This window comes from Leptospira bandrabouensis, from assembly GCF_004770905.1.
GTDB classification, from domain to species: Bacteria; Spirochaetota; Leptospiria; order Leptospirales; family Leptospiraceae; genus Leptospira_A; species Leptospira_A bandrabouensis.
On the sequence record NZ_RQHT01000014.1, the window covers coordinates 2,147,766 to 2,170,270 of the forward strand.

The 22,505-nt window shown below is 33.4% G+C and carries 31 protein-coding genes and 1 pseudogene; 7 read left to right on the top strand and 25 right to left on the bottom strand.

Annotation, left to right across the window (positions count from 1 at the left end):
* The first annotated feature begins 17 nt into the window (after positions 1–17).
* Complete coding sequence (locus tag EHR07_RS17200; RefSeq protein WP_135746178.1) at positions 18–521, top strand: DinB family protein; 504 nt, start codon at positions 18–20, stop codon at positions 519–521.
* Positions 522–571: 50 nt separating this feature from the next.
* Here EHR07_RS17200 and EHR07_RS17205 read toward each other — a convergent pair whose 3' ends face one another.
* From EHR07_RS17205 to EHR07_RS17225, 6 genes and pseudogenes are all read right to left on the bottom strand, one after another.
* A complete protein-coding gene (locus EHR07_RS17205) occupies positions 572–2,092 on the bottom strand; it encodes an SDR family oxidoreductase (protein ID WP_135746179.1) in 1,521 nt (506 codons plus the stop codon).
* Positions 2,093–2,194: 102 nt separating this feature from the next.
* On the bottom strand, positions 2,195–2,818 hold the full coding sequence (locus EHR07_RS17210; RefSeq protein ID WP_244288972.1) for a hypothetical protein: 624 nt from the start codon (positions 2,816–2,818) through the stop codon (positions 2,195–2,197).
* A gap of 80 nt (positions 2,819–2,898) precedes the next feature.
* Entirely contained in the window at positions 2,899–3,144 is a 246-nt protein-coding gene (locus tag EHR07_RS17215; RefSeq protein WP_135746181.1) for a hypothetical protein, read from the bottom strand.
* A 15-nt stretch (positions 3,145–3,159) separates the two neighbouring features.
* Positions 3,160–3,975 carry a cache domain-containing protein gene (locus EHR07_RS17220; protein WP_457609477.1) on the bottom strand — a complete coding sequence of 272 codons (816 nt, stop codon included), beginning with the start codon at positions 3,973–3,975 and terminating at the stop codon, positions 3,160–3,162.
* 42 nt (positions 3,976–4,017) lie between these two features.
* Positions 4,018–4,284: pseudogene (locus tag EHR07_RS19375) on the bottom strand (methyl-accepting chemotaxis protein); the annotation flags it as partial.
* Between the two features lie 60 nt (positions 4,285–4,344).
* Positions 4,345–6,123: an ABC transporter ATP-binding protein gene (locus EHR07_RS17225; RefSeq protein WP_244288973.1), complete on the bottom strand. Its 1,779-nt coding sequence runs from the start codon at positions 6,121–6,123 to the stop codon at positions 4,345–4,347.
* Positions 6,124–6,265: 142 nt separating this feature from the next.
* Between EHR07_RS17225 and EHR07_RS17230 the strand changes: the two genes are divergently transcribed.
* The gene (locus EHR07_RS17230; protein WP_135746184.1) at positions 6,266–6,997 is read left to right on the top strand and encodes a pseudouridine synthase; all 732 of its coding nucleotides are present in this window, start codon (positions 6,266–6,268) and stop codon (positions 6,995–6,997) included.
* On the opposite strand, the gene EHR07_RS17235 is transcribed toward EHR07_RS17230, so the two are convergent.
* The gene (locus EHR07_RS17235; RefSeq protein WP_135746185.1) at positions 6,987–7,817 is read right to left on the bottom strand and encodes an acyl-CoA thioesterase; all 831 of its coding nucleotides are present in this window, start codon (positions 7,815–7,817) and stop codon (positions 6,987–6,989) included. The genes EHR07_RS17230 and EHR07_RS17235 overlap by 11 nt on opposite strands.
* 70 nt (positions 7,818–7,887) lie before the next feature.
* Entirely contained in the window at positions 7,888–8,328 is a 441-nt protein-coding gene (locus EHR07_RS17240; RefSeq protein ID WP_135746186.1) for an LIC_13387 family protein, read from the bottom strand.
* Positions 8,329–8,419: 91 nt separating this feature from the next.
* Between EHR07_RS17240 and EHR07_RS17245 the strand changes: the two genes are divergently transcribed.
* Entirely contained in the window at positions 8,420–9,244 is an 825-nt protein-coding gene (locus tag EHR07_RS17245; RefSeq protein WP_238753388.1) for a helix-turn-helix domain-containing protein, read from the top strand.
* Here the strand turns inward: EHR07_RS17245 and EHR07_RS17250 are convergent.
* Together EHR07_RS17250 and EHR07_RS17255 are read right to left on the bottom strand one after the other, a co-directional pair.
* Positions 9,224–9,763 (bottom strand): MepB family protein, encoded by a 540-nt coding sequence (locus EHR07_RS17250; RefSeq protein WP_135746187.1) that lies wholly within the window; start codon positions 9,761–9,763, stop codon positions 9,224–9,226. The genes EHR07_RS17245 and EHR07_RS17250 overlap by 21 nt on opposite strands.
* Positions 9,764–10,090, bottom strand: coding sequence for a DMT family transporter (locus EHR07_RS17255; RefSeq protein WP_135746188.1), 327 nt, complete (start codon positions 10,088–10,090; stop codon positions 9,764–9,766).
* Between the two features lie 223 nt (positions 10,091–10,313).
* Between EHR07_RS17255 and EHR07_RS17260 the strand changes: the two genes are divergently transcribed.
* From EHR07_RS17260 to EHR07_RS17275, 4 genes are all read left to right on the top strand, one after another.
* A complete protein-coding gene (locus EHR07_RS17260) occupies positions 10,314–10,694 on the top strand; it encodes an ArsR/SmtB family transcription factor (RefSeq protein WP_135746344.1) in 381 nt (126 codons plus the stop codon).
* Positions 10,657–11,124: an SRPBCC family protein gene (locus EHR07_RS17265; RefSeq protein WP_135746189.1), complete on the top strand. Its 468-nt coding sequence runs from the start codon at positions 10,657–10,659 to the stop codon at positions 11,122–11,124. The genes EHR07_RS17260 and EHR07_RS17265 overlap by 38 nt, the downstream gene beginning before the upstream one ends.
* A gap of 53 nt (positions 11,125–11,177) precedes the next feature.
* Positions 11,178–11,645, top strand: coding sequence for an SRPBCC family protein (locus EHR07_RS17270; protein WP_135746190.1), 468 nt, complete (start codon positions 11,178–11,180; stop codon positions 11,643–11,645).
* Positions 11,646–12,074: 429 nt separating this feature from the next.
* Positions 12,075–12,686 (top strand): glutathione S-transferase family protein, encoded by a 612-nt coding sequence (locus EHR07_RS17275; protein WP_135746191.1) that lies wholly within the window; start codon positions 12,075–12,077, stop codon positions 12,684–12,686.
* Between the two features lie 97 nt (positions 12,687–12,783).
* Here the strand turns inward: EHR07_RS17275 and EHR07_RS17280 are convergent, their stop codons facing one another.
* From EHR07_RS17280 to EHR07_RS17350, 15 genes are all read right to left on the bottom strand, one after another.
* On the bottom strand, positions 12,784–13,347 hold the full coding sequence (locus tag EHR07_RS17280) for a DUF4256 domain-containing protein (RefSeq protein ID WP_135746192.1): 564 nt from the start codon (positions 13,345–13,347) through the stop codon (positions 12,784–12,786).
* Between the two features lie 437 nt (positions 13,348–13,784).
* Positions 13,785–14,360, bottom strand: a complete 576-nt coding sequence (locus EHR07_RS17285) for a YdeI/OmpD-associated family protein (RefSeq protein ID WP_135746193.1) — start codon at positions 14,358–14,360, stop codon at positions 13,785–13,787.
* A gap of 810 nt (positions 14,361–15,170) precedes the next feature.
* On the bottom strand, positions 15,171–15,626 hold the full coding sequence (locus EHR07_RS17290; protein WP_135746194.1) for a hypothetical protein: 456 nt from the start codon (positions 15,624–15,626) through the stop codon (positions 15,171–15,173).
* Between the two features lie 181 nt (positions 15,627–15,807).
* Positions 15,808–16,314, bottom strand: coding sequence for an SH3 domain-containing protein (locus EHR07_RS17295; RefSeq protein WP_238778109.1), 507 nt, complete (start codon positions 16,312–16,314; stop codon positions 15,808–15,810).
* 210 nt (positions 16,315–16,524) lie between these two features.
* Positions 16,525–16,926 carry a helix-turn-helix domain-containing protein gene (locus EHR07_RS17300; protein ID WP_135746195.1) on the bottom strand — a complete coding sequence of 134 codons (402 nt, stop codon included), beginning with the start codon at positions 16,924–16,926 and terminating at the stop codon, positions 16,525–16,527.
* Positions 16,923–17,219 carry a type II toxin-antitoxin system HigB family toxin gene (locus EHR07_RS17305; RefSeq protein ID WP_135746196.1) on the bottom strand — a complete coding sequence of 99 codons (297 nt, stop codon included), beginning with the start codon at positions 17,217–17,219 and terminating at the stop codon, positions 16,923–16,925. The genes EHR07_RS17300 and EHR07_RS17305 overlap by 4 nt, the downstream gene beginning before the upstream one ends.
* A 232-nt stretch (positions 17,220–17,451) precedes the next feature.
* Positions 17,452–17,700 (bottom strand): hypothetical protein, encoded by a 249-nt coding sequence (locus EHR07_RS17310; RefSeq protein WP_135746197.1) that lies wholly within the window; start codon positions 17,698–17,700, stop codon positions 17,452–17,454.
* 33 nt (positions 17,701–17,733) lie between these two features.
* Positions 17,734–18,480, bottom strand: a complete 747-nt coding sequence (locus tag EHR07_RS17315) for a DUF2971 domain-containing protein (RefSeq protein ID WP_135746198.1) — start codon at positions 18,478–18,480, stop codon at positions 17,734–17,736.
* Positions 18,481–18,667: 187 nt separating this feature from the next.
* Positions 18,668–18,985, bottom strand: a complete 318-nt coding sequence (locus tag EHR07_RS17320; protein ID WP_135630730.1) for a helix-turn-helix domain-containing protein — start codon at positions 18,983–18,985, stop codon at positions 18,668–18,670.
* Complete coding sequence (locus tag EHR07_RS17325) at positions 18,951–19,328, bottom strand: type II toxin-antitoxin system RelE/ParE family toxin (RefSeq protein WP_135746199.1); 378 nt, start codon at positions 19,326–19,328, stop codon at positions 18,951–18,953. Before EHR07_RS17325 ends, EHR07_RS17320 begins: the two co-directional genes overlap by 35 nt.
* A 378-nt stretch (positions 19,329–19,706) precedes the next feature.
* Positions 19,707–20,375 carry a hypothetical protein gene (locus EHR07_RS17330; RefSeq protein WP_135746200.1) on the bottom strand — a complete coding sequence of 223 codons (669 nt, stop codon included), beginning with the start codon at positions 20,373–20,375 and terminating at the stop codon, positions 19,707–19,709.
* A 317-nt stretch (positions 20,376–20,692) separates the two neighbouring features.
* Positions 20,693–21,142 carry a HepT-like ribonuclease domain-containing protein gene (locus tag EHR07_RS17335; RefSeq protein ID WP_135746201.1) on the bottom strand — a complete coding sequence of 150 codons (450 nt, stop codon included), beginning with the start codon at positions 21,140–21,142 and terminating at the stop codon, positions 20,693–20,695.
* Positions 21,129–21,425 carry a nucleotidyltransferase family protein gene (locus EHR07_RS17340; RefSeq protein WP_135746202.1) on the bottom strand — a complete coding sequence of 99 codons (297 nt, stop codon included), beginning with the start codon at positions 21,423–21,425 and terminating at the stop codon, positions 21,129–21,131. The genes EHR07_RS17335 and EHR07_RS17340 overlap by 14 nt, the downstream gene beginning before the upstream one ends.
* A 295-nt stretch (positions 21,426–21,720) precedes the next feature.
* Positions 21,721–22,026: a HigA family addiction module antitoxin gene (locus EHR07_RS17345; RefSeq protein ID WP_135746203.1), complete on the bottom strand. Its 306-nt coding sequence runs from the start codon at positions 22,024–22,026 to the stop codon at positions 21,721–21,723.
* A gap of 11 nt (positions 22,027–22,037) precedes the next feature.
* Complete coding sequence (locus tag EHR07_RS17350) at positions 22,038–22,319, bottom strand: type II toxin-antitoxin system RelE/ParE family toxin (RefSeq protein ID WP_135746204.1); 282 nt, start codon at positions 22,317–22,319, stop codon at positions 22,038–22,040.
* Positions 22,320–22,505: the final 186 nt, after the last annotated feature.

Here is a 22,505-nt window from a genome sequence, read left to right on the forward strand (position 1 = left end):
AGTCTAAGACTCAATGTATGAATCCAATCTTTGCTGAGAACGTCCAAATTTTGCAGCAAGGGGTTACTCTTCTCGAATCTATATCGAACGAAAGATATAAACAAAAACACGAAGTCCTTGCCTCTTCCATTGGAGAACACTTTCGACACATCATTGAACATTACGAGATGTTTTGGAATGGGGTGAGTGCCGGTCATATTGATTACGACAAAAGAAATCGGAATCCTCTTCTTGAAACCGATCGATTGTTTGCCATTACAACGTTAAAGCACTATGTATCCCAATTTTTAACCAAATCCATAGAACCCAAATCTCTTACGATTTCACAAAACTACAATCCTACGGAAAAAGTTCCGATCACACTTAGTCATACCAATCGAGAGTTGTTATTTTTACTTTCGCATACAGTACACCACTATGCGATCATTTCCATCTTGGTAAAGTTAAATGGCGGGAGTGTTCCCGATGGGTTTGGATACTCTGCTGCCACTCTTTTTGCAAAGATGGAGAGAAAATCCTGAACTAATACTTTAAATTCATTTACGTTTGCAGAAAATAAAAAATTTTTTTTCTACCAGTCAATCGGAAAGTAATCCTTTAAAAATTTACCTATCCAATGTTTGCCTGTGTTAACACCGTCAAACAAAGGATCAACGACTCTTGCAGCCCCGTCCACTATATCGAGAGGAGGTTGGAAATCGTGAAGGTCTTGTTTTCTTTTTGCAAGTTCAATGGGATCTTCATCGGTCACCCAACCTGTATCCACGGCATTCATAAAAATTCCGTCTTTTGCAAAATCTTCAGCCGACGTATGAGTCATCATATTTAATGCCGCTTTGGCCATATTCGTATGTGGATGACGGTCTTCTTTTTTAAATCTATGGAATTTACCTTCCATCGCTGAAACATTGATGATATGTTTTTTTCCTGTATTGTCTCGACGCATGATGCCTACAAGTCGATTACAAAGTACAAAAGGAGCAACAGCATTCACTAATTGGACTTCTAACATTTCTGAAGTATTGATTTCGCCAAGTTTTAATCGCCAACTATTTGTTTTGCGAAGGTCAACTTGTTGTAAGTCGGCATCTAATTGGCCTTCAGGAAACACTGCCTCTAATTCATTTGAATTGTCATGGGAATAAGGAATTTGGGAAAGTGCAGCAGATGAACGAATTCCTACGCCGGGAGTTTTGTGATTCCAACTCACAGCAAGGGCTGTTGCGGTGTCTTTCATTTCAGAATCTGACCTATAAGAATCTAACTCTTGTTTGCAATGTTGGTAAAAACTAAGTAATTTTTGTGCCTCTTGCGGTAATTCAGATACAGATAACTTTTCTGCCTCAAGAAGGTGAGAATAAAAACCTGGAGGTCGTCTTACCGTTTGGGCTGCGTTGTTAATTAAAATATCTAATCGTTCTAAATGATTTTCTAAAAATTTGCAAAAAATTTCAACACTCGGAGTATGTCTTAAATCTAAACCAAAAATTTGTAACCTATCCTTCCATAAGTGAAAGTCAGTTTCTTTGGAAAAACGAATCGCCGAATCATTCGGAAACCTTGTGGTGGCAATGACTCTTGCGCCGGAACGTAACAAAAGTAAGGTTGCTTGGTATCCAATTTTTAAACGAGATCCCGTGATGACAGCGACGGTTCCGCGAAGGTCAGCTGTTTGAAATCTTTTGGAATAATTGAGTTCTGCACAACTCGGACACATAGAATCATAAAAAAAATGAAGTTTTGTAAATGGAGTTTTGCAAATATAACAAGGTTTCGGGTTTGCCAGTTCTTCTGCTTTATCCCAAGACCATCCTGCTGTATTTGATATTTGTAGTGGAGCCTGGAAAACAGCATTTTCTCTTGCTCGCCTGATTCCTGTTAGAGCGGTTTTTTGTTTTTCCTGACTTTTTAGAGTTTGTTTTTTTTCAACACGAACGGTTCTGTTTCTTTTTCTAACTTCGTTTCGATCGGGACGAGAGATTTTCCCACAAAGAATCATAAGTTCTAAGCGTTTTTCTTCGGGAATGGTTACAAGTTCCTTTGGTGAGTCCAAAAGAGATTTTAAATCCTGTAACAAAGAATCAATGTCCATAAAACCAGAATTTTGACTGGATATGGATGAGCAAGTATCTTTGATCTAGTCTACTTGAGAGATTTTGGTAATGTCCAATGGTGGTATCATTTTTTGGTAGTTTTAGGCTTTCATGATCCTTACTTTTCTTTTTCCTGTAAACTGGATTGTTCCATCTATCAAACAACTATCCTGCATTTCTGATTTTAAATCCGCTACTTGTTCTCTCATACTTTTTATAATTGAGATAATCTCTTTAGGCTCGCAAGTACCTAGGTTTTGAAACAGTTTTTCTTTGTCATAATATAAGGAAGAAATTTGTTGATCCAATTGTCCTGCGATTGAATCAGATTCGTTTGAAGATGACATGCCGTTAGGTTCTTCAATTAGGATTTCACGGATTGGTTTTGTTAGAAATTGTTGGATTTCTAACAAATCTTTTTCGTGAATGAGAGGTTCTATTGCAATTAAAATATAGGTAATAAGAGATGCCTGGATCAATAATTGTGGGTCGGCCTCTCCTTTATTAAAATTTTGATATTGTATTTGTGTATTTAGCTGTTTCCATAAACATTTTAATTCAACGTACTTTGAAAATAAAATGACTCTCAATTCTTCTTCATCTTCAATATCCTCTAAAATTTTGAGAAAATTGTTAATTAGAGTGTTTAGCCATTCATGTATTTTTTGTTCATCCTCTTTTGATCTTTCAAAACCTTTGGACCAATCTTCTAGATTTTCCTTCACCGATCTTGCAAAGGATTCATTTTGTAATCTGTCTTTAATGATTTTTAATTCCATAGTTATTTCGATCCACTTATTCGTTTCTATTTTGAAAGTCGATGGTTTGGGATGTAGGCTGCACGAATAGATTCAACAATAACCTGTTTGGTATCGATTCGTTTGTAATTTTCTTTGAACTTGTAAAGGCGATTTAAATCCGATTCTAGTTGATAGAATTCCTTTAGGATCATATCCGCATCCGATGTACCTAAATTGGATTCTAGTTCTTCCTTTTCTTTGTAAAGATTTACAATTTGAGATTCTAAGTTTTCTGCGATTGAACTTTCCATCGCAGATTAGACTGGTTATTTTTTAAGAGCGGCAATTAAATTGAATTCGACCATGATACTCCATGGCCTTTTGCTTTGCCCAATTCGGACTGGCTTAAGGATTCTTGCCATGTTTGATTGATCAATAAAAGTATAACTTTCGCCTCTTTGTATAGCCTTTTTGGCATCCTCCGTAAGTACATCTGCGTAGGTTCCCAAGGTGTCTCGGTCAGGATGGGAGGCAAAATTTCCATTGAAGGTAATGAGAGTGGTTTTTCCAATTCCGAATATTTTTTTCGGGGAGAGTTCTGCTTGTAATTGTTCCAAAGAAAAATCGGCTCCAAGGATGCCTGCAAATTTAGAATGTAAATACAAATTAGTCATGAGGCTTGTCATTTTTACTGTTTTCCCTTCAATGGGATAATCATAAGGTTCCATCATGACATCTTCACCTAGGTCACGGGGCAGGGTATACCATTCGTTTTCCCCGTCCGTATCATAACCTTGCAATGGTTCGATAGCAATTCTTCCGGAATGTCTATGGCAGTATGGAACAAATCTTCCTTTTGCATCATGACCTTCCTTGTTTGCATATTCCGAATCCATCAAATCAATTACATTCGGTTCACAACAAATTGCATAGGCAAGTTGTTGTTCATTTTGAATTAAGTATTCTTGTAAAATAAGAAGTAAGTGTTCTCGTTTCATTCCAATATTTGCATGAACCAAACTTTGAATTAGAAATTTTAAACCATACAATGAAGTAGCCATAATATAAAATTTAGATTCTAATTCTTTCGCTATATTGTTTGTCCAAAGTTCGGCAAAGTCTACCACAGACTGTTTTTCCATTTCGATGACATCGGCGTTTGCGGAAGAATTTTCTAAATTGATTCGTGATAAAATTTCAGAGATTTTTTTTGTAGCTTCTGAGGTTTGAAAAGACAATTTGGTAACTTCATTTGCTACAATTTCAAATCCTCTTCCATGTTCACCGGCCCTTGCTGCTTCTATCGATGCATTTAACGCAAGTAAGTTTGTCTGTTTTGCCACTTGTTGGATAGAAGCTGCAACAAGGCCAATCTCTTTGGATCTTTCTCCAAAAGAATCGATAAGAACTTTAAGTTTTCGCATTCCTAAATTAGAATAATTATCTTCCATTTCCTATCCTGTATAGTTCATTTAGAACGTTCTTTTATAGTATCGGTTGTCTCTATGGCCCTATTGATATCCAGCCTGTTGTAACCGAAAGAGTTTTTCGTATTTTCCTTTATTGAATAGTAGTTCTTCGTGGCTTCCCCATTCGGTTTTTTTGCCTTGCTCTAACACTAAAATTTGATCCGCCATTCTTACTGTGGAAAATCGATGTGAGATGAGGATCACAGTTTTATCTTGCGTATGCTCTCTAAAATGTTCAAAAACTTTCATTTCTGCTTCTGCATCGATTGCTGATGTAGGTTCATCAAGGATCAAAATGTCTGCATTTGTACGCATAAAAGCGCGTGATAGGGCCACCTTTTGCCATTGGCCTCCCGAAAGTTCACGACCATCTTGAAACCACTTGCCAAGCCTTGTAGAATAACCTTTTTCTAAACGTGTAACAAAATCATGAGCCATACCAAGTTTTGCAGCAGAAATCCATTCGGCTTCCGATTGTTTTTTTTGGACATCACCCATTCCAATATTTTCTCCTACTTTGAATTGGTATTGGACAAAGTTTTGAAAAATAACACCGAATCTTCTGCGTAAACTTTTCTCATCCCAATCTTCTAAATTGATTCCATCTAGGTAGATATTGCCAGATGTCGGTGAATATAACCGAGTTAGAAGTTTGATTAGAGTTGTTTTCCCTGATCCATTTTCTCCTACAATAGCAAGTTTTTCTTCTGTTTTTAATTCAAAACTAACATTGGACAGGGAAGGCTCTTTCGCTCCAGGATATAAAAAAGAAACAGAATCAAAAACAATTCCTGACCTATGTTGATTCCCTTTTTTATTTCCAAATCGTTTTAGAATTGGTAAATCAAGAAATTCCATAAGATTTTCTATATACAAATGATCTTCATAAATTCCGCCGAAAGCAGACAATGCATTTGAAAATGTATTTTGTCCTTGTCTAAAAATAACAAGGTACATTGTCATCTCACCTAAAGTAATTTTATGTAATAAGGCAAGACTGACTATCCAAACATAAGAACCATAAAAAGCAAATTGGCTAAGAAGTCCCAGAAGAAAACTAAACATACCTTTATGGATTGTTAGCTTTTTGTCTTCGGTATAAATTTTATGAAAATTTTCTTTATATCGATTTAAAAACTCTTTTCCTAAGTCGAAGAGTAAAATTTCTTTTGCATTGTCTTCTCTTGCCATAAGAGTTTCAAGGTATACCTGCTCCCTTGTCTCTTTTGCTTTCCAACGAAACAATCGAAAACTATGGTTGGAAAATTTAGTTTCAGCAATGAAAGAAGGAATCGCAGCAATCACTAAAATTAAAGAAGCCAATGGGGAAAGTTTAATCAATAGTCCAAAAAAACTAATTATGGTGATTGAAGATTGTGCGATGGTAAAAAATCTTGTGACCATCGATAGAGGTTTTGAAGAAGCTTCGGTTCTTGCCTGAGTCATTTTATCGTATGTCTCAGAATCTTCAAATTGTGTTAGTTCCAAACGAATAGCTTTTGATAGTATTCTTTCGTTTACTTCTTGGCCTAAACGAATTCTAAGTAGTGTATAAGCAATGTTATATAATTTCTGTGTACCAAAATAGAGAATCGTTAACAGACCTTCTGCATAAACTAACCTAACGGCATCTGATTGTAGTAATTCAATCCAATCTTCTGATTTAATTTGGCTTATTAAAATGGAATCTATAATTAATTTTCCAATCCAAACCAACGTGGATGGAAATAAACCATTGGCGATCGTTAAAATACAGATGAGCGCGGTTAAAACTGGAGAACTTTTATAAGCCAGGTCGAAGGCAATACGAGAAGTTTTCAAAATCCTAAAAAAGGTTGAGGACATACTCGTTAGATTGTTTTAGCCAATTGTTTTAGATACATTTTTTTGCAGGTAAGGAAAACAATCCTAAAGATTTCCTTGTTGCCATAACTATTTAGGATTTAGAAGTTGAAAACAAATTATGACAAAAGAGCGATTAGATAAAGTTTTAGGAAATTACGGATTGGGTTCTCGTTCGGATGTCAAAAAGGAGATCCACCAGGGCCATGTTAAAGTCAATGGTTCGGTAATTAAAGATCCTGGATTTAAAGTTTCTCTTTCAGATGAAGTTGTTTATTACGAAGAAGCTCTAATACGAAAAGAATTCTATTATTTTATGATGAACAAAGCCCCCGATTGTATCACTGCAACGGAAGATATTCGGGAAAAAACGGTAATGGATTATTTGAGCGAGAGGCATAGGAATATGAATTTATTCCCTGTGGGTCGACTGGATAAAGAAACGGAAGGTCTATTATTATTTACAACAGACGGAACACTTGCCCATTATTATACATCTCCTAAACATTTTGTCGAAAAAGAATACTATGCAGAAATTTCAGCGCCAGTTTCAGATGAAGACATTCATGCGTTTGAAAATGGGATTGTGTTAGATGATGGATATAAAACCCTACCTGCAAGGTTAGCCATTCCAGATCCTTCTGAACCACATCGAGTAACTGTTTGGTTAAAAGAAGGTAAGTATAGACAAATACGCAGAATGTTCCAAAGTTTGGGAAAAGAGGTAGTTTATTTAAAACGAATGAAAATGGGAAATTTAGAATTGGATCCGACACTGGTTCTTGGTGAATACAGGGAATTAACATCAGAAGAAGAATCGCTTCTCAAACAAAAAATACCTATCATTCAATAAACCTTTCTATTTTATCAAAAAATGCAGCTGGTGCTCTTCTTGGTCTAGAATTTGATAGAGAAACAAACAGCTGTTCGTCTTTCATGCTTGCCAACAGATTACCATTAGAGTCTAAAACGTCTTGTCTGAAGTAGAATCGAATTTTTTCAAAACTCTCAATCCAACTTAAAATTTTTATATGTGAGCCAGGATCAGGTTGTTTATGGATTAAAATTTCTCCGCCCATAAAAAAAGTTGTGGAATCGGTTTCTTTGATTAAATTCAAATCTACAATTTCTTTAAAAAATAAAAAACGACCTTCTTCAAAAATTTTCCAGATAGAATCTGACGGTAAATTCCAGAAACAATTCATATCGCTGAAAGGAATATAATAATCATGTTCAACAGTATTTTGTAATATTGGTTTTGGATGGATTGTAAATTGATAAGGGTTGAAACTGATATCAGGAACATTGGGGATGCGGATTGTATTTCCTTCCTGAACCAATCTAGAAGTTGTTTCTATTTCACATGCATTTTTCCCATCCGATCCAAATATAGATTGTTTCCAAAGTAGGGTTCCATCTTCCAATCCATATACTTGGGACTCTACTGTCATTTCTGAATTAACAAATTGTTGGTTCAGAAAACGCACTTTGGTTGAACCTGGAAAATAACTAATATTTGAATTTAACATTAGTTCTATGGGAAAACCAAATTCTTTTAAAACTTCACAGCGTGCATCGTAAGCAAACCGTTCATACGTACGACTTGTGACGTGTCGATTCCAGTCCAAATCAAAGTGACGAGTAGACAAGGTTTTACGGAAAATTTTGCTCATACCACCTTTCTTTCGATTTCAAGTGAATGGTAAAGAAAAATACCTGCATAAATTTCGCATTTACATAAAGTTAAATCCTGTCGGATTTAAAATATACTATATACCACTCTATTGCTAATAGTGTTGCGGTGAAAAGACATGTAAAAGCAGGTACTGGAAAGATATAGCAAAAACTTATAATCGAAACGCACGCAGTCCAGAAAAAGGCAAATAATAAAATTTTACTTTTTGGCCGACCAGGTAATTGCCCATCTGTTAGACAAATTGTTAAAATGCCGATGACGAGTAAAATGGATATATCCAAGGAAAGACTCATACCTTGATAAAAATCGTCAACTGTATGATTAGATAAGCCACCAGGAAGTTCGACAAGTGTATTTTCCATTGCTTGCAATGTCTGAATTGAGTTTTCTAGTTTTAAATCCTTTCTAGTAAGGCTGCCAATTGTATGACCAATAAGAAAAAAAATCATTAATCCTATTGCAGTGATAAGTCTCCATCTAGATTTCATTTTAAAATCTCCATTGAATTGAAATAATTGTATTCTGATTTTAATTTACAATTTAAAAGTGGAAAGGTATTGTAAAAAAGGGAACTAATCATTGAAATTATTATCTCTAAAGATAAGAGCTGAATTGGCTGAAATTATCGAAAGTATCTGGTGGTTTGAAAGTGGAATAGGCATTCCTAGCTCGGATAGTGCAATTGTTGTACCGCACAGTAGTGCAAAGTTAATCGTTCCTGTTTGTGGAAAATTAAAAACCGAAGAATTTGGCTTAACTAATGAATACCCATTATCAAAAATTTTGGTTACGGGGATATGGGATCATCCAGTTTCAATTCGTTCATCTGAATATCAAATCAATACTCTTATCTTCCGATTGACCACTATAGGAGGTTATCAAATCTTTCCATTCCCATTACATGAATCAACAAATAAGATTTTATATTTCTCTGATATTTTTGGTAAACCAGTAAACAATTTAGAAGAATCAATTAGTAACATAAAAGATCCATATCGGATTTCGGACAGTATTCAAGAATTCTTAATCTATATGAAAAATTTATTAAATAGAGAAAATCCAATCGTGAATTATGTGGTTAGTCAGATACAAATACAAAAAGGACAATATTTCATTCAGGAAATTTTTGAGGATATAGGATACAGCAAACGTTATATTGATAAATTGTTCCAATCTTATGTCGGAGTTTCTCCAAAGTTGATTTCATCCATTGAGAGATTTCAATCAATTTACAAAACATGGGCGAAAACAGACATCATTCATTTTCAGAAACTTGGGTTATTAGATTTATACTATGATCAGTCACATTTTATTAAAGAATTTAAAAAATATACCGGACATAGTCCGAATCGATTTACTTCCAAGGAAAATCAATTTGGTAAATTATTTTATAAAAATCTCTAAATGAGTTTTCAAAGCTTTCAAATTATCTTTAATATCTGTTGATTCAACAAAATAGGATAATTGCCATTTTTGAGTTGTGATTCCTTGTTTATTATTCGGTTTATCCCAAGACGGATACACTCTAAATCCTCGTTTACCTATATGCTTACCAAATAAAATTCCTTTTTCATTAAGGACCACTTTGGAAAAAAGAAAGTAACCGGTTTTGTTTTGATTGATTGTTTCTATGATATAAAGATCAATATTGTCCTTATATAGAAAAGGTTCAATCGGTCCATTTTTACTTCGTTTCCATAAGGTTACAAACTGTCCTATTTTTTTCGGAGTAGATTTGGCGGTTCTAAATATAAATTTTATATTTTTAGTTTTAAGGTAACATGCGTTATATTCTTTGCTTTCTTCGTCTAAGTAAACTTCTTCAATTAATAATTCAAAAGGATCAAATAGTGAATTTTGCAAATTTTTTAGAAATTCAGGTAAGTTTTTTTTAGATGTAGAGATAGATTTCATTACTGACATTTAATGTGATACTATTTTGAGGCCCACAACAGATAATACTAAAGTCGAGAGGAAAAATAGTCTCCAAAATTCCATTGGCTCTTTGAAAAATAGAATGCCAATCACTACAGTTCCTAAGGCACCAATACCGGTCCATACCGCATAACTCGTTCCGATCGGTAGCGTTTGTGTTACTTTAATAAGTAAACCCATACTGATAATTAGCGAAATTAAAAATCCCAAATACCAAAGATAGGTTTCTGTTCCAGTCGTGTCTTTTGTTTTGCCTAAACAAAAAGCAAATAAAACTTCGAAAAGACCTGCGATTAAGAGTAAAATCCAACTCATATACGCTCCTGAAAGGCTATCCTCTCCAATCATCTTTGGTTGTAAACTCCATATGAATGAAGTGATTTGGGTAAGTAGATGTAGTTTGTATCGCGACAGTGTTTATTGAAACACCAATCTTACGTAGTGAGGCCTCGGCTTTTATTTTGAATTTGCTTAAAAATTATTCAACCATTTAGTTTAATAATTGACTAAAAAAATACTGACTAATTTACTCAACCTAATGGTTGAATTTAAGAAGAAAGAACTAGTATTGGATCGTGTTTTTGCTGCTCTTGCGGACCATTCAAGAAGACAAATGTTGGCTAGGCTTCGAAAGGGGTCTTTGAGTATTTCCGAACTTGCGGAACCATTTGAAATGTCTTTTGCCGGGGTTGCTAAACACATAGAAGTATTAACCGAAGCACAACTCGTTAAAAAAGTTCGCGCACCTGAAGATGGGCGCAGTTATCGGTTGGAACTACAAAACCAAACTTTAACAGAAGCAAGTAATTGGATTATTTATCATCAAGAGTTTTGGACAAATAAATTAGCAAATTTAGAAGCATTTTTTGAGGAGAAAGTTCGTGAACAACCAAGTGTTAAAAGTAGAAAGAAAAATTAACGCGGAACGAAAGAGTTTATTTCAAGCCTGGCTCGATGTTAAAGATTTTTCTCGCTGGTTTTTGTCTGGTGAACTAATTGGCATTGAATCTGTTACCTTAGATCCAAGACCCGGTGGAAAGTTTTTAATCAATATGAGTCTTGATGGGAAAATTCTTCCTCATACTGGTGAATACATTACCATTGATGAACCTAATAAACTAGTTTTTACTTGGTGTTCTCATGCGACAGATAACCGTAATACACTTGTTACTGTAACATTTACTGATTTATCTGATGTTATCATTGAGAATTCAAAAGAAAAATCTCAAAAACCAAAAACTTTGGTAACCTTAGTTCATGAAATGCTAACTAACGATATTCAGATAAAGAATCACAACTACGGATGGACAAGTATCTTGGAAGGATTGGATCAATGGTTTAGTAAGTAGAGTTTGGTTGTATTAGAAGATAAATAAATTAGAATAAATTTAAGGAGTGTTGTATGGGAATTTATCACAAAGTTGGGATCCGGGCTACAGAGAAAGAAGTGATCAGCGCACTGACCACTAAATCAGGTTTAGCCAATTGGTGGACAAAGGAAGTTGGTGGAGATTTTACATCAGGTGTTTCTACAGTAGGAGATATGATTTCATTTGGGTTTGGGCATGGGAATGTAATTGAAATGAAAGTCCAAGAACTAACACCTAATCGTGTATTATGGGAATGTATATCGGGGCCAGAAGATTGGATAGAATCCCATATAGATTTCCAATTGAAATTAGGAAACACTTCCAGTGGAGAGAAATTGACAATTTTATTTTTTCGACATAAAGATTGGAAGTTGGAAACGGAGTTTACTGCTCATTGTAGTATGAAATGGGCGACTTTTCTTCTTAGCTTAAAAAACTATATAGAAAACGGGGTAGGAAAACCATCACCTGAGGATATCAAAATCGATGATATAAATTAATTTTTTTTCATCTAAGATTGTGATTTGCCTTTGTCCATTTAAAACGAAGGCTAATGATCAGCGATAGGAATTAAAACTAGAATTCTGGTATCTACATTTCAACTATTCAATTTTTTTTAACATTTAATTTTTAATTTCAATTGAATTGTGTAGTTCTTTGGTTTCGCAAAGAACTGATGCCTTTTCTTCGAAATTTGTATTCACTTCCTTACGAGTGGTAGGTGTAAGCAATGCTGTGGAAAAAATAAGAATTCGTACAGAAAATAACCACACATTTTATAGTACAAGATGTACCCATTTTAACAAAGAAAATTCGTTGATTGGAAAATTAAGGTTAAATCTAGTTAAAACATCCATATTAGAAAAATTATGGATAATGAAGTTAAGAATTTATTGTCATGAATATCGAATTTTAGTTATTAGAAAAATATGATTGAATTATTTGAATTTGCTTTATCGGGAAATTGCTACAAAGTAAGATTGATGTTGTCTTTAATAAACTTAAAATATGAAAGTCGAATTGTAAATGGATTAGAAAAAGAACATAAAGCTGCTTCGTTTTTGGCTATGAATCCCTTTGGTCAAGTCCCAGTTCTTAAAGATAAAGGTAACGTTCTCCGGGATAGTCAAGGAATATTAGTTTATTTAGCTCTTGCTTATGCTGAGTCTTCTTGGTTCCCAATGGATCCTGTTCAATCAGCCGAGGTAGTGGCGTGGTTATCTACTGCAGCGAATGAAGTTTCACGTGGTCCAGGCGCTTTAAGATCTCATTATTTACTGGGACGTCCTATTAATCTTGAGGAAGCAAAATCTGTAACAGAAAATGTTCTCTCTATTTTGGAAAATAGACTCACGAATCGCAATTGGTTGGCAACGGATTCCATTACTATAGCTGACATAGCAATATATCCTTATATAGCGCTTTGTCACCAAGGAAAGGTTGATTTATTTCCTTATGAGAATATTAGAAAATGGATGGTTCGTATTGAAAGTTTGCCAAACTATATTTCTATGCAAGGAATCGATAAACAGGTGTTGTGATTTAGTTTTTTTTTATAAACTAAATATTTTGTAATCCTGGAATATCAATCGGTTGTCTATGTTTGACATTCAGTGTGGTAACTAACAGCTAATTTATTTATACTCGTAGTGATCCTCGGAATCCTCTCGCTGCATAGTAAGATTCAGCACCATTATGATAGATAAAAACCGTATTGTAACGAAAATCGGCAAATAATGCTCCGCCTAAATTTCTAATGCTAGCAGGTGTTAATATCCAGCTTGATGTTTTTGTATCAAAATTGCCTAAAGTTTGTAATTCTCTGTATTGTTTCTCTGTTAATAACTCAATACCCATTTCCATTGCCATACCTACAGCTGAATTTTTGGGTTTGTTTTCTTTTCTCTCTTCTAAAGCTTTGAGATCATAACATATACTTCGACGGTCTTTTGGAGATTCTGGGGAACAGTCAATAAAGACGTATTCATTTGTATTTTGATCATATCCTACCACATCTGGTTCTCCTCCCGTTTTCTCCATTTCATAAAGAGACCAGAGTTTATCAGGATTTGATTCTAATTTCTTTTGGACCTTCTCCCATTCGAGGTTTTTGTGGCGGTTTCTGTTTTTTTCGAAGCGAGTTCTAAGTTCTTTAATCAAGTCTTCTGATTGTTTTAAAGTTAATTTCTTCTTTTTACTCATACTTTTACTCTATTTTGGGATGTTAGCTTATTAATAATTATAATTGCCATATTGTATAAATAAATTGCAACAATTGTTTCTTTCCCTTTTTCGAACAAACTATCTATGAACAATTGTAAGGTTTCCATTAAAACCTTACAATTGATTTTTTTAGTGTTTTAGAATCTAAAGATGTGGTTTAGCTTGATAAATTGTTTGTAGTTTTAATAGCTATTATATTGAGTCAAATTGTGAGAAGGATTTATTGTCTTAGATTTTAGTTTAAAACATCGACTAGTTAACGAAGAATTAAAATGGTTTGCTCCAAATGTAATCAGACTTTTCTAAACACAAAGTAAATTTTCGAATCCTAAAAAAGACAAAGTTTGATTTGAGCTTAAGTCAAAACAAACTGAAAAATATAAATATTGCTGGTTTTCCTATTGATAAAGTAGTTATTAAATATTCTCTCCTTTTGCTAACTTTTCGATTATTTCTTTAATGCGTTTATCTCTTGTTTCTGTTTTTTTTGCTGTATGGATTCGGAATCCAATAGAAAAAAGATTTGTTTTATTTAGCTTCTTGAAAAAATCTTCTGCATTTTTGTTTTTACTTAGTTCTAATAAAAAGTCATTTGGGATAATCATTTTTGTTGGCGAATCATATGCCTTATCCCATCGACCATCTGCCTTTGCTTTTTCAACAGCTATTAAACCTGGTGATTTCATTTTACCTTCATTGATTAATCTTTCAACGTGTCCAGTGTTTACTTTCGACCAAATGCTTTTTGCAGTTCTAGGAGAAAACTTTTGCAACCAAGATTGTTCATCAAACTTTTGTTTTTGACTATCTATCCAGCCATAACATAGTGCTACATCAAGTGCTTCTGAGTAACTTATAGATTTTAATCCGGTATCTTTTTTGAATATTCTTAACCAAATTCCAATTGAATTTTCATGATTCTTTTTGAGCCAATTTTCAAATTTGTTTTGTGTTTTAAATTCTAGTGTTGGAATAGTATTTATTTGATTCATATTTATTGAATTTTATATTTTGTTCATTATTCTGTTGCATATATTGCATACATAGCAACTTATTTTTTGATGCATTGAAGCTTGTGCCTGAAATTGTTCAAAAATTTACTGATTTTTTTCTATGGAATATTTGTATTCATAGCAGGAAAGTTCTAATATGAATAGATGTAGCTACTGTTATGTAACGCAGCATATAATTAAAAAAAAGATTTAGCCTCAATATTAGTAGCATCTGGCATAAAATAAAAAATTTTTATGAAAAAGAATATATAAACAAAGCGATAGTCATTTTTTTTCACAAATTTCCAAGATATTTTTATATTTAAATAGCTCATTTTTTTTTAAATTAACTTTAGTGAAATTAAATAAAAGTAGCGTGTTTCGCAGATAATATTTTTTAAAAAAAATATTATCACCTATTCATTTTATCTTTTTAACTATGTTCTGTGTGTATGCAGAATTGATGAAATCAAAGCTTTATCAGGTTTTATTTTCTCGTTTTGGTTTTTCTGAATTTTGAACTACTAAGCTTAAAGCCAATAGTTGTTTTAAGTCTATCGAATTCAGATTTATTAAAATCTACTTCCTTACAACTGCGATCATTTATATGTTGCAAGGATAAGATTCTTTTAATTGCTTCTTTCATTGTTGGATTGGCATCGTTAATTTTTTTGGCATGACTTCAGGACATTGGTAACGGTTATCTGCCGGTCATGTATCAAAATTGATATTCTATATTTTTTCACTTTCAGCGATTTTTGAAGATTTTGAAAATCAATTGATTCAATTGCTGTTATGCGAAGGTTTGTTTTACGCGATAAATTCTAATTCTGATGGTTTAATTACTCTTTGGTTCATCTCTTGCATGACCTCATATAGTAATTGATCGTTAGTTACGAACAGAATATTTTCGGCTATTGCTACTTCAGCAATAAGTGAGTCTTCTATATTATTGGACTTTTTCTTTTTTCCATCTAATTTTTGTTTTAGAATTGAAATTTCTTCTCCGCCAGTTTCGTTCCATTGCATTGTGTTCCAAGTCATATAACCCCAAATCATACTTTTAAGTCCAAAAATTTCTGGGTTTATTATATTATATATTCTTAGGAGATCTTCTTTTCTCGATATATTTTTAGTATTGTGAATTTCAGCCAATTGTAGTGGGGAAGCATAGAAAGTATATTTATTTGGATTAGGAAAAGGTATTTTTCCATCCAGGATTTCATTAAAGACGTTAGTATCGAATAGTATTTTAGTTTTTTCCATGAATATAATGGGAATTAGTTATAGAATTTTTGAAAGTAAGTCTATAGCTTTATTTGGATCTATCCCTTCTAGTTTTTGAAAACTATTTAAATCTGTATGATTTACCCGTATAATTGAATGATCCAGGTTGTCATAGTCAATATCTATGAATAGATTTACTGTAGAAACAACTTGTGTCGTATCAAGTTGTAAGAGAGCTCCTTTCATCCAAGAGGTTATATGAAGAGGAAGATGTTTCTTCGAGAGGAGTAATTATTTGTATATCTGTCAGAATATCGTAGGGAAACTGATTTGATGATTTTATTCGTTCTGAAGTAGCGATAATGATTAGATTTTTAAGATAAATTTCAAATTGGTTTCTTTTTCTTAATAATTCCTTTTTTGCTATATCTAGGGAGATAAGTGTGACAAAATCACCGAAAACATACCCTTCCTCTCCTGAGTAAGATCTTGCTTTATACCAAATTACCACTTCGCCAGTTTTTAAAGTCTTTTCTATTTTTGCTGTGAGTAAAATTATTGAACCTTTAGTTATCGTTTTTATTCTTTCAGATTCCTTAGTGTAAGATTCTCTAAGTGTCACATCACCGGTTACTTTTCCGTATTTTTCATACTCATATTCTTCTATTTTTGGTCTGTTGCATTGTAGTGTAAGAAATATTAATAGAGTTATATATAAGTATTTCATTTTCTCTTTCCTGTGATTTTTACAAACTTTCGCATAACGAACTAGTGTTACCGAAGTTCCCCGACCCTGAGTCCCGCCGGGACGTTAGGGACTGGCATGTAGCTTGCGTTTGCAAGCGAATTCCAGAAGGGGAATTTGCCGTAGGCCGAGCGAGGCCTTGTGTCGAAGTGTAGCGGTAACCGCTGTTATACGAAGTCGCAAGTTATAAGATTAGATAAAAACAGCAGGAGAAATATTGAATTTTTCAGCCAAAGCCTTGATTTGCCGAACATTTAAATCTCTTTTTCCATTCAATATTTCAGAAACAACACCTTGACTACCCAAAACACTTAAATCCTTTTGAGTAAGATTATTTTCTTCCATCAGAAACTTTAAAACTTCGATTGGTTCAGCATTAGGCTGAATAAAGTGATCATTTTCATATTCTTCAATCAGATTACCAACTGTTTCGAGAAGAGGAGCAAGTAGATGTTTTTCATTATTACCAACTTCATCAATAAGTTCATCTAAAACTTTCACAAGTTTTTTATATTGTTTATCAGTGTGTGGAACAGAGAGAATATCTTTAACATCCTGCCAAACATTCTTAACTTTTTCAATTTCTTGAATCATATATTCTCCTTTTTCCATTTACCTTTGTCATATTCGTTATGAGTTAAAATATTCCTTACAAAAACTTTTTGTCTATTGTAATGAATTGCCACAATCAATCTAAAATGATTTCCAGAAATATTAAAAACTGTAAGATTACCGACCTGATCAACAGAGTTAAAAATCTTTCTTAATTCATTAAAATCTTTAAAAGATGTGTTTTTTACTATTTTAAACCAGGTTTTTAAGGAAGATTCAGAATTCGGATGTTTATTAATAAAATCATCAAGTTTCTTCCAACTAATAATATGCACTTAATCCAGGAATATCTCAATATGAGATGAGTCAAATTCTTTTTTCTTATTTTAGGAAAGTTTTTTTGCGATTTCGTATAACGAACTAGACTAACCGACGTAGGCTGGCCCTGAGTCCCAACGGGACGTTAGGGATTGGCACGACGCTTGCGTAAGCAAGAGGAGTGACAAAAGCCTATGTGTCGCAGACCGAGCGAGGGCGCAAGTCCCGAAGCGAAGCGGTTAGTTGCTGTTAGCCGCCGTGCTTTTTATCTATAATGATTTTACCTGAAAAATCTATTGTTACATGATTTAATGATTTTGCATTTAAAAAATATCTTAATTGAGCACGATTTAAGTCTTTATCAGAAAGTTTCGGTCCTAATTGAATTCCAGTCAAAGAGAATGGAAGATTATTTAAATCAAATTCAACGAAAGGACAGAATATGCCAAAAGAATTTTTCCTGAAATTTAAGTTTTTCATATTTCCATATTTATTCATATTATAGAAAATGATTCTTAATTCATTTTCAGGTTAATAATCCTCATGCTTTACAAAATTCTTCCATATACTCAATTGGTTGAATATTGCGAAAGAGTTATATCCTTGAATTAAGCCAATTATAAGGTCTAAAATAATATTGAAGATTTCACTTCCATATGCAATTTTACCGAATAGAAAATAATAACCATTACCTTGAAAGTTGGTTTCGAATTCTAGTGAAACTCCGCTTCCGTTGTCTCCGTATAATCGCCATTGATTTAATTCGTCTTTGTTAAGAGAAGTAGATAAAATAAATTTTGAATTAAAGCTTTTAATTCTAGTATGATGAAATGGATTTTTAATATTTTTATTTAGCAAATAGTCAGAGTAGTAAGTCTCTGACTTATCATTTAAGCCTGCAATTCCGCTAAATCGTATTGTGTTATTTTGTAAAATGCTAACTAGTGAATCAAATGATGTATAATGATAGAATTTCTTTTTTTGATTTCCTAAGCTGAAGAGAATTTTGAACAATTCGTCTTGAAAATGTTCCGTAAATCTAATCTGCTTATTTACTCTAAAGTTATGATAAGTGTTCTTTAGATGTTCATTCCTTAAATATCGTTCATTTACATATTTTTCAAAATATAGTAAGTATTCTGCTTCGAAGTTTTCGAATTTAAGGATTTTTATATTTTTCTCAATAAATTGAAGAGAAAAAATTCTATCATATTCCAATAGTTTATTTGGATCTGCTGAAAATAGTTTTCTTAGTGAATTGTATATGTATTCAATCATAATTTTAAAGCATTGCGGCTAACGAACTAGGGGAGACGACGTAGGCTGGCCCTGAGTCCCAACGGGACGTTAGGGACTGGAACGACGCTTGCGCAAGCAAGAGGAGTGCCAGAAGCCTATGTGTCGCAGACCGAGCGAGGGCGTAAGTGCCGAAGCGCAGCGTTTCCGCTGTTATACGACGTGTGGTTTATACACTAGCTAATGTTTTCTTCCCTTTCTTAATTACTATTTCACCACCTAAAGTGTGAATTAATTTAGAAAGGACAAGTAATGTTGGATTATCTTGTTTGCCGCTTCTAATTTCTTGAATAACCGTGCTTGATACATTTGCTTTTTTTGAAAGTTCTCTAACAGATACTTTTTGTGATTCCATTAGTTCGATTAGTGTTTCAGAAAGATTGAGTGCATCATATTCCTTATCAAATTTAGCTTTGAAGGATTTATCTTTCATTAAACGATCAAATGTAGATTTAGTAGTAGATGCCTTTTTTACTTCTTGTTTCATAATCTTCCCTTCTTTTAATAGCTCTAATTTTTTCGTTTTTAGGTAGTTTATCAGTTTTCTTAACAAAAGCGTTAGTAATGATTATTTTCTTCCCTTTAACAAAAAAGCAAAGAAACCTGTGGGGCATTGGTTTGAAAGCGAATAGAGAGTCACCTTCAAAATTGAATTTAGTTTTGTCTTTAATTTCACCAATGTCAGCAAATCTTTTGAACAAAGCCAAAGTTTTAATCTTTAAATCATCTGGAAGATCATTGAAATAATCTAGAACATCAGATTTTTCTTTTTCATCAAAATACCATTCAACAGTGAATTTTTCGCCTTTATAAGCTGTAAATTCTATCACTTTTCAAGTGTGCCGGAATAACGGTACAAATTCAATACTTTTTTGTTTTCTTTTATCCGAATTATAAGTTTACAATTATTTTTGCCCATTACGCATAACGAACTAGGCTACTCGACGTTTCCCGACCCTGAGTCCCGGCGGGACGTTAGGGACTGGAACGACGCTTGCGCAAGCAAGAGGAGTGCCAGAAGCCTATGTGTCGCAGACCGAACGAGGGCGCAAGTCCCGAAGTGAAGCGGTTAGTCGTTGTTATGCGCAGTTTTTAGGGGTTATCGATAAAGACTAAGCCACGGATGGCGCTGCAATTATATTAGTTTTGGTTAAATTTTTGCCTATACTCTTCTAATTTATCGGCAGCATAATAAGGTTGCGAACTTGTTAGGCTGTAGCTTTTTTTTTTGAATTGAAGGTAAATCCATATACACCGACTTCAATAAAATTTTGATTTAAATAATAAATGACAAAATCAGAGCCGTGCTCAACATTCCCTTCCCACGGAAGACCGATTTTAGAGGTTTTGAAATTTTCATCCAAATAGAATTTATCTTCCTCATACGTTGGGTTAAGCCAGACGAGAAAAAAATATCTCTTCCCATCAAATTTGAATATTTGTTCTTTTTTTATTTTAAAAATATTATGTAATGAAAAATAACCGGAATTATTGCAAGTTTTCTTCCTTGTTTTAAGATCGCTAAAAAGTAAGTTTAAGTATTCATTTTGATTATTTCTTATAATTCCATATTTTCTGCATCTTTCTTCAAATTCTGATATTGTTTCGTTTCCAATATACTCATTCAGTTTATTAAGATCTCCTTCAAAAGCAGAGTTCAAAAAATTTTCTACGACAGCTTGTATATTTTTGCTTATATATTTTTCGAGAGTATAACCATTTTGTTTATACATTTCAAAATAGTTATCATTTTCATTTATGAAATAATATATACCTGGGGATAATTCCCGAAATCCGTCTTTTATAATTATTTGTTTTGACTTTTCAACGGTTAAACAGCTGAAATTTATCAAAATTAGAAATAGTATATTCTTCATTTTCATTTATATACCGTTGTGCTAAGTTACTAAAAAAGAAAAATTTTGACTGTAATAGAAATTTGCCAAATGAATTTAACATTTTATTATTTTACGAGCACGGATGCTCGCTCTTTTGGCTACTTATAATTTTACCTAAAAATTGCGCATAACGAACTAGGCTAATCGACGTTCCTCGTAGCTGAGCCTGCGGAGCAGGCGTTAGCGTCGGCGCGTCTTCTTGCGGAGCGAGAAGCGTGACGGAGAGGAATGTGGCGCAGCCCAAGCGAGGCCGTAGTGCCGAAGCGCAGTGCGTAGCCGCTGTTATGCGAAGGTAGCTATTGTTCAAATTCTAATTTTTTGAAATCAATATGTGAATAATAATAACTTTCTTTCGTTGAAAGTAATTCGGATTTATCGAAAATGTTTTCAGAAATTCCTTCCTGAATAATTTGGTAAGCTTTTTCTTTTAAGCTAGGTAAGGAATATTTTATCGTTTGAAATACTATGAAAATGTTAATACCAGTGTAATCATGTGCTATTCGATTCCTTAGACCAACTACATCTTTCCAAGGATATGAGTATTCATTTTTTGTTTCGTCACTGAGTTTAGTGCTATTTTCACCAATTTGAGTTAGGAGACTCAAAATAGCATTATAATTCATTTGATCATTAGTTTCGTAAAGAGTTTCAGGATTTTCAAAACTATTTGAATAGAGAATAATTTTTTCGATGTATTCGATTATATTGAGAAGGTAAAGAAGATCATTTTTTCTATTCTTTAACATAGATCATTTCTTTATTTGCCCTATGTAGAATTATTGGGTTTGCATATTTCTTTAAAACTAAGTCTACTTTAAGATTTAGTTTTTTTTCAAGTTCTTCTTTTAAAGATAATGCCGATTGAAAATCTATATCATTTTCAACTAAAATGTCAATGTCATGAAAATTCGAATCTTTCCTAGCAAAAGATCCGAAAACTCCTAGCCTATCTAAATTATACTTTGAAAGTAATTTGGAATTTTTGAGGAAAATCTGGAATTCCGAGATATTCTTCACAGCTACTGACATATAATTAGATTTTACCAATAAAAGTAAGTTTTCAAGCTAATTTTTATCGCAAATAATCTGCTTATTTCTTTAATCTTTACCCATTTTTTTTTGAATTCTTTTGATTTTAGCTACTTTCGCATAACGAACTAGCCTTAACGACGTAGGCTGACCCTGAGTCCCGGAACGGGACGTTAGGGACTGGCACGTAGTTTGCGGATGCAAACGAGTGACAGAAAGCCTATGTGTCGCAGACCGAGCGAGGCCGTAGTGCCGAAGCGAAGCGTTAAGCCGCTGTTATACGACGTGCTTGGGTTTAACTGGCTTTCTGCTCTTTATATTTTTTTATTGCTCTTAACTCATTTTTCAATTCATATTGTTTGATTTCTAAATCATAATGAGCTTGAATAGAGAGCCAGAACTCAGGAGAATTTCCGAAGAATTTAGAGAAACGCAGGGCTGTATCTGCTGTAATTGATCTTTTCCCATGAATAATTTCACTAATTCTTTTTTGATCGATAAGAGTACTTTGCGCAAGTTTGTAAGCAGATAATTCCATAGGTTTAAGAAAGTCTTCTAATAGAATTTCCCCAGGATGAATGTTCATAAGTTCTTTATTCATACAGAATCTCCTTAATGATAATCTATAATTTCGACATTTTCGACAGAACCATTATTCCAATTAAAACAGATTTTATATTTCATATTGATACTAATTGAATGTTGTCCAGATCGGTCATCAGTAAGCTGGTGCAGTCTGTTTCCTGGTGGTGTTTTTAAATCATCTAGATTTTTCGCACTATCGATATGGATCATTTTTCTTCTAGCGGTTCTTTGAATTTCCTTTGGAAATTTTTTAGATAGAGCACCATTCCAAATAGCTTCAGTTTCTTTGTCTCTGAAGGATTTTATCACAATTCAATACTGGTGTCAAGCACTATTACTTATGATTTGATGATATTTTCTTATGAAACTTAGATTTCAAAAATTGACTTTTTGTGGTTTCTTCGATTAAACTTCTCAAACAGATTTAAAATTAGTCATATGAGCTTCCAAGCATGTCGTATAACGAACTAGACTAACCGACGTAGGCTGGCCCTG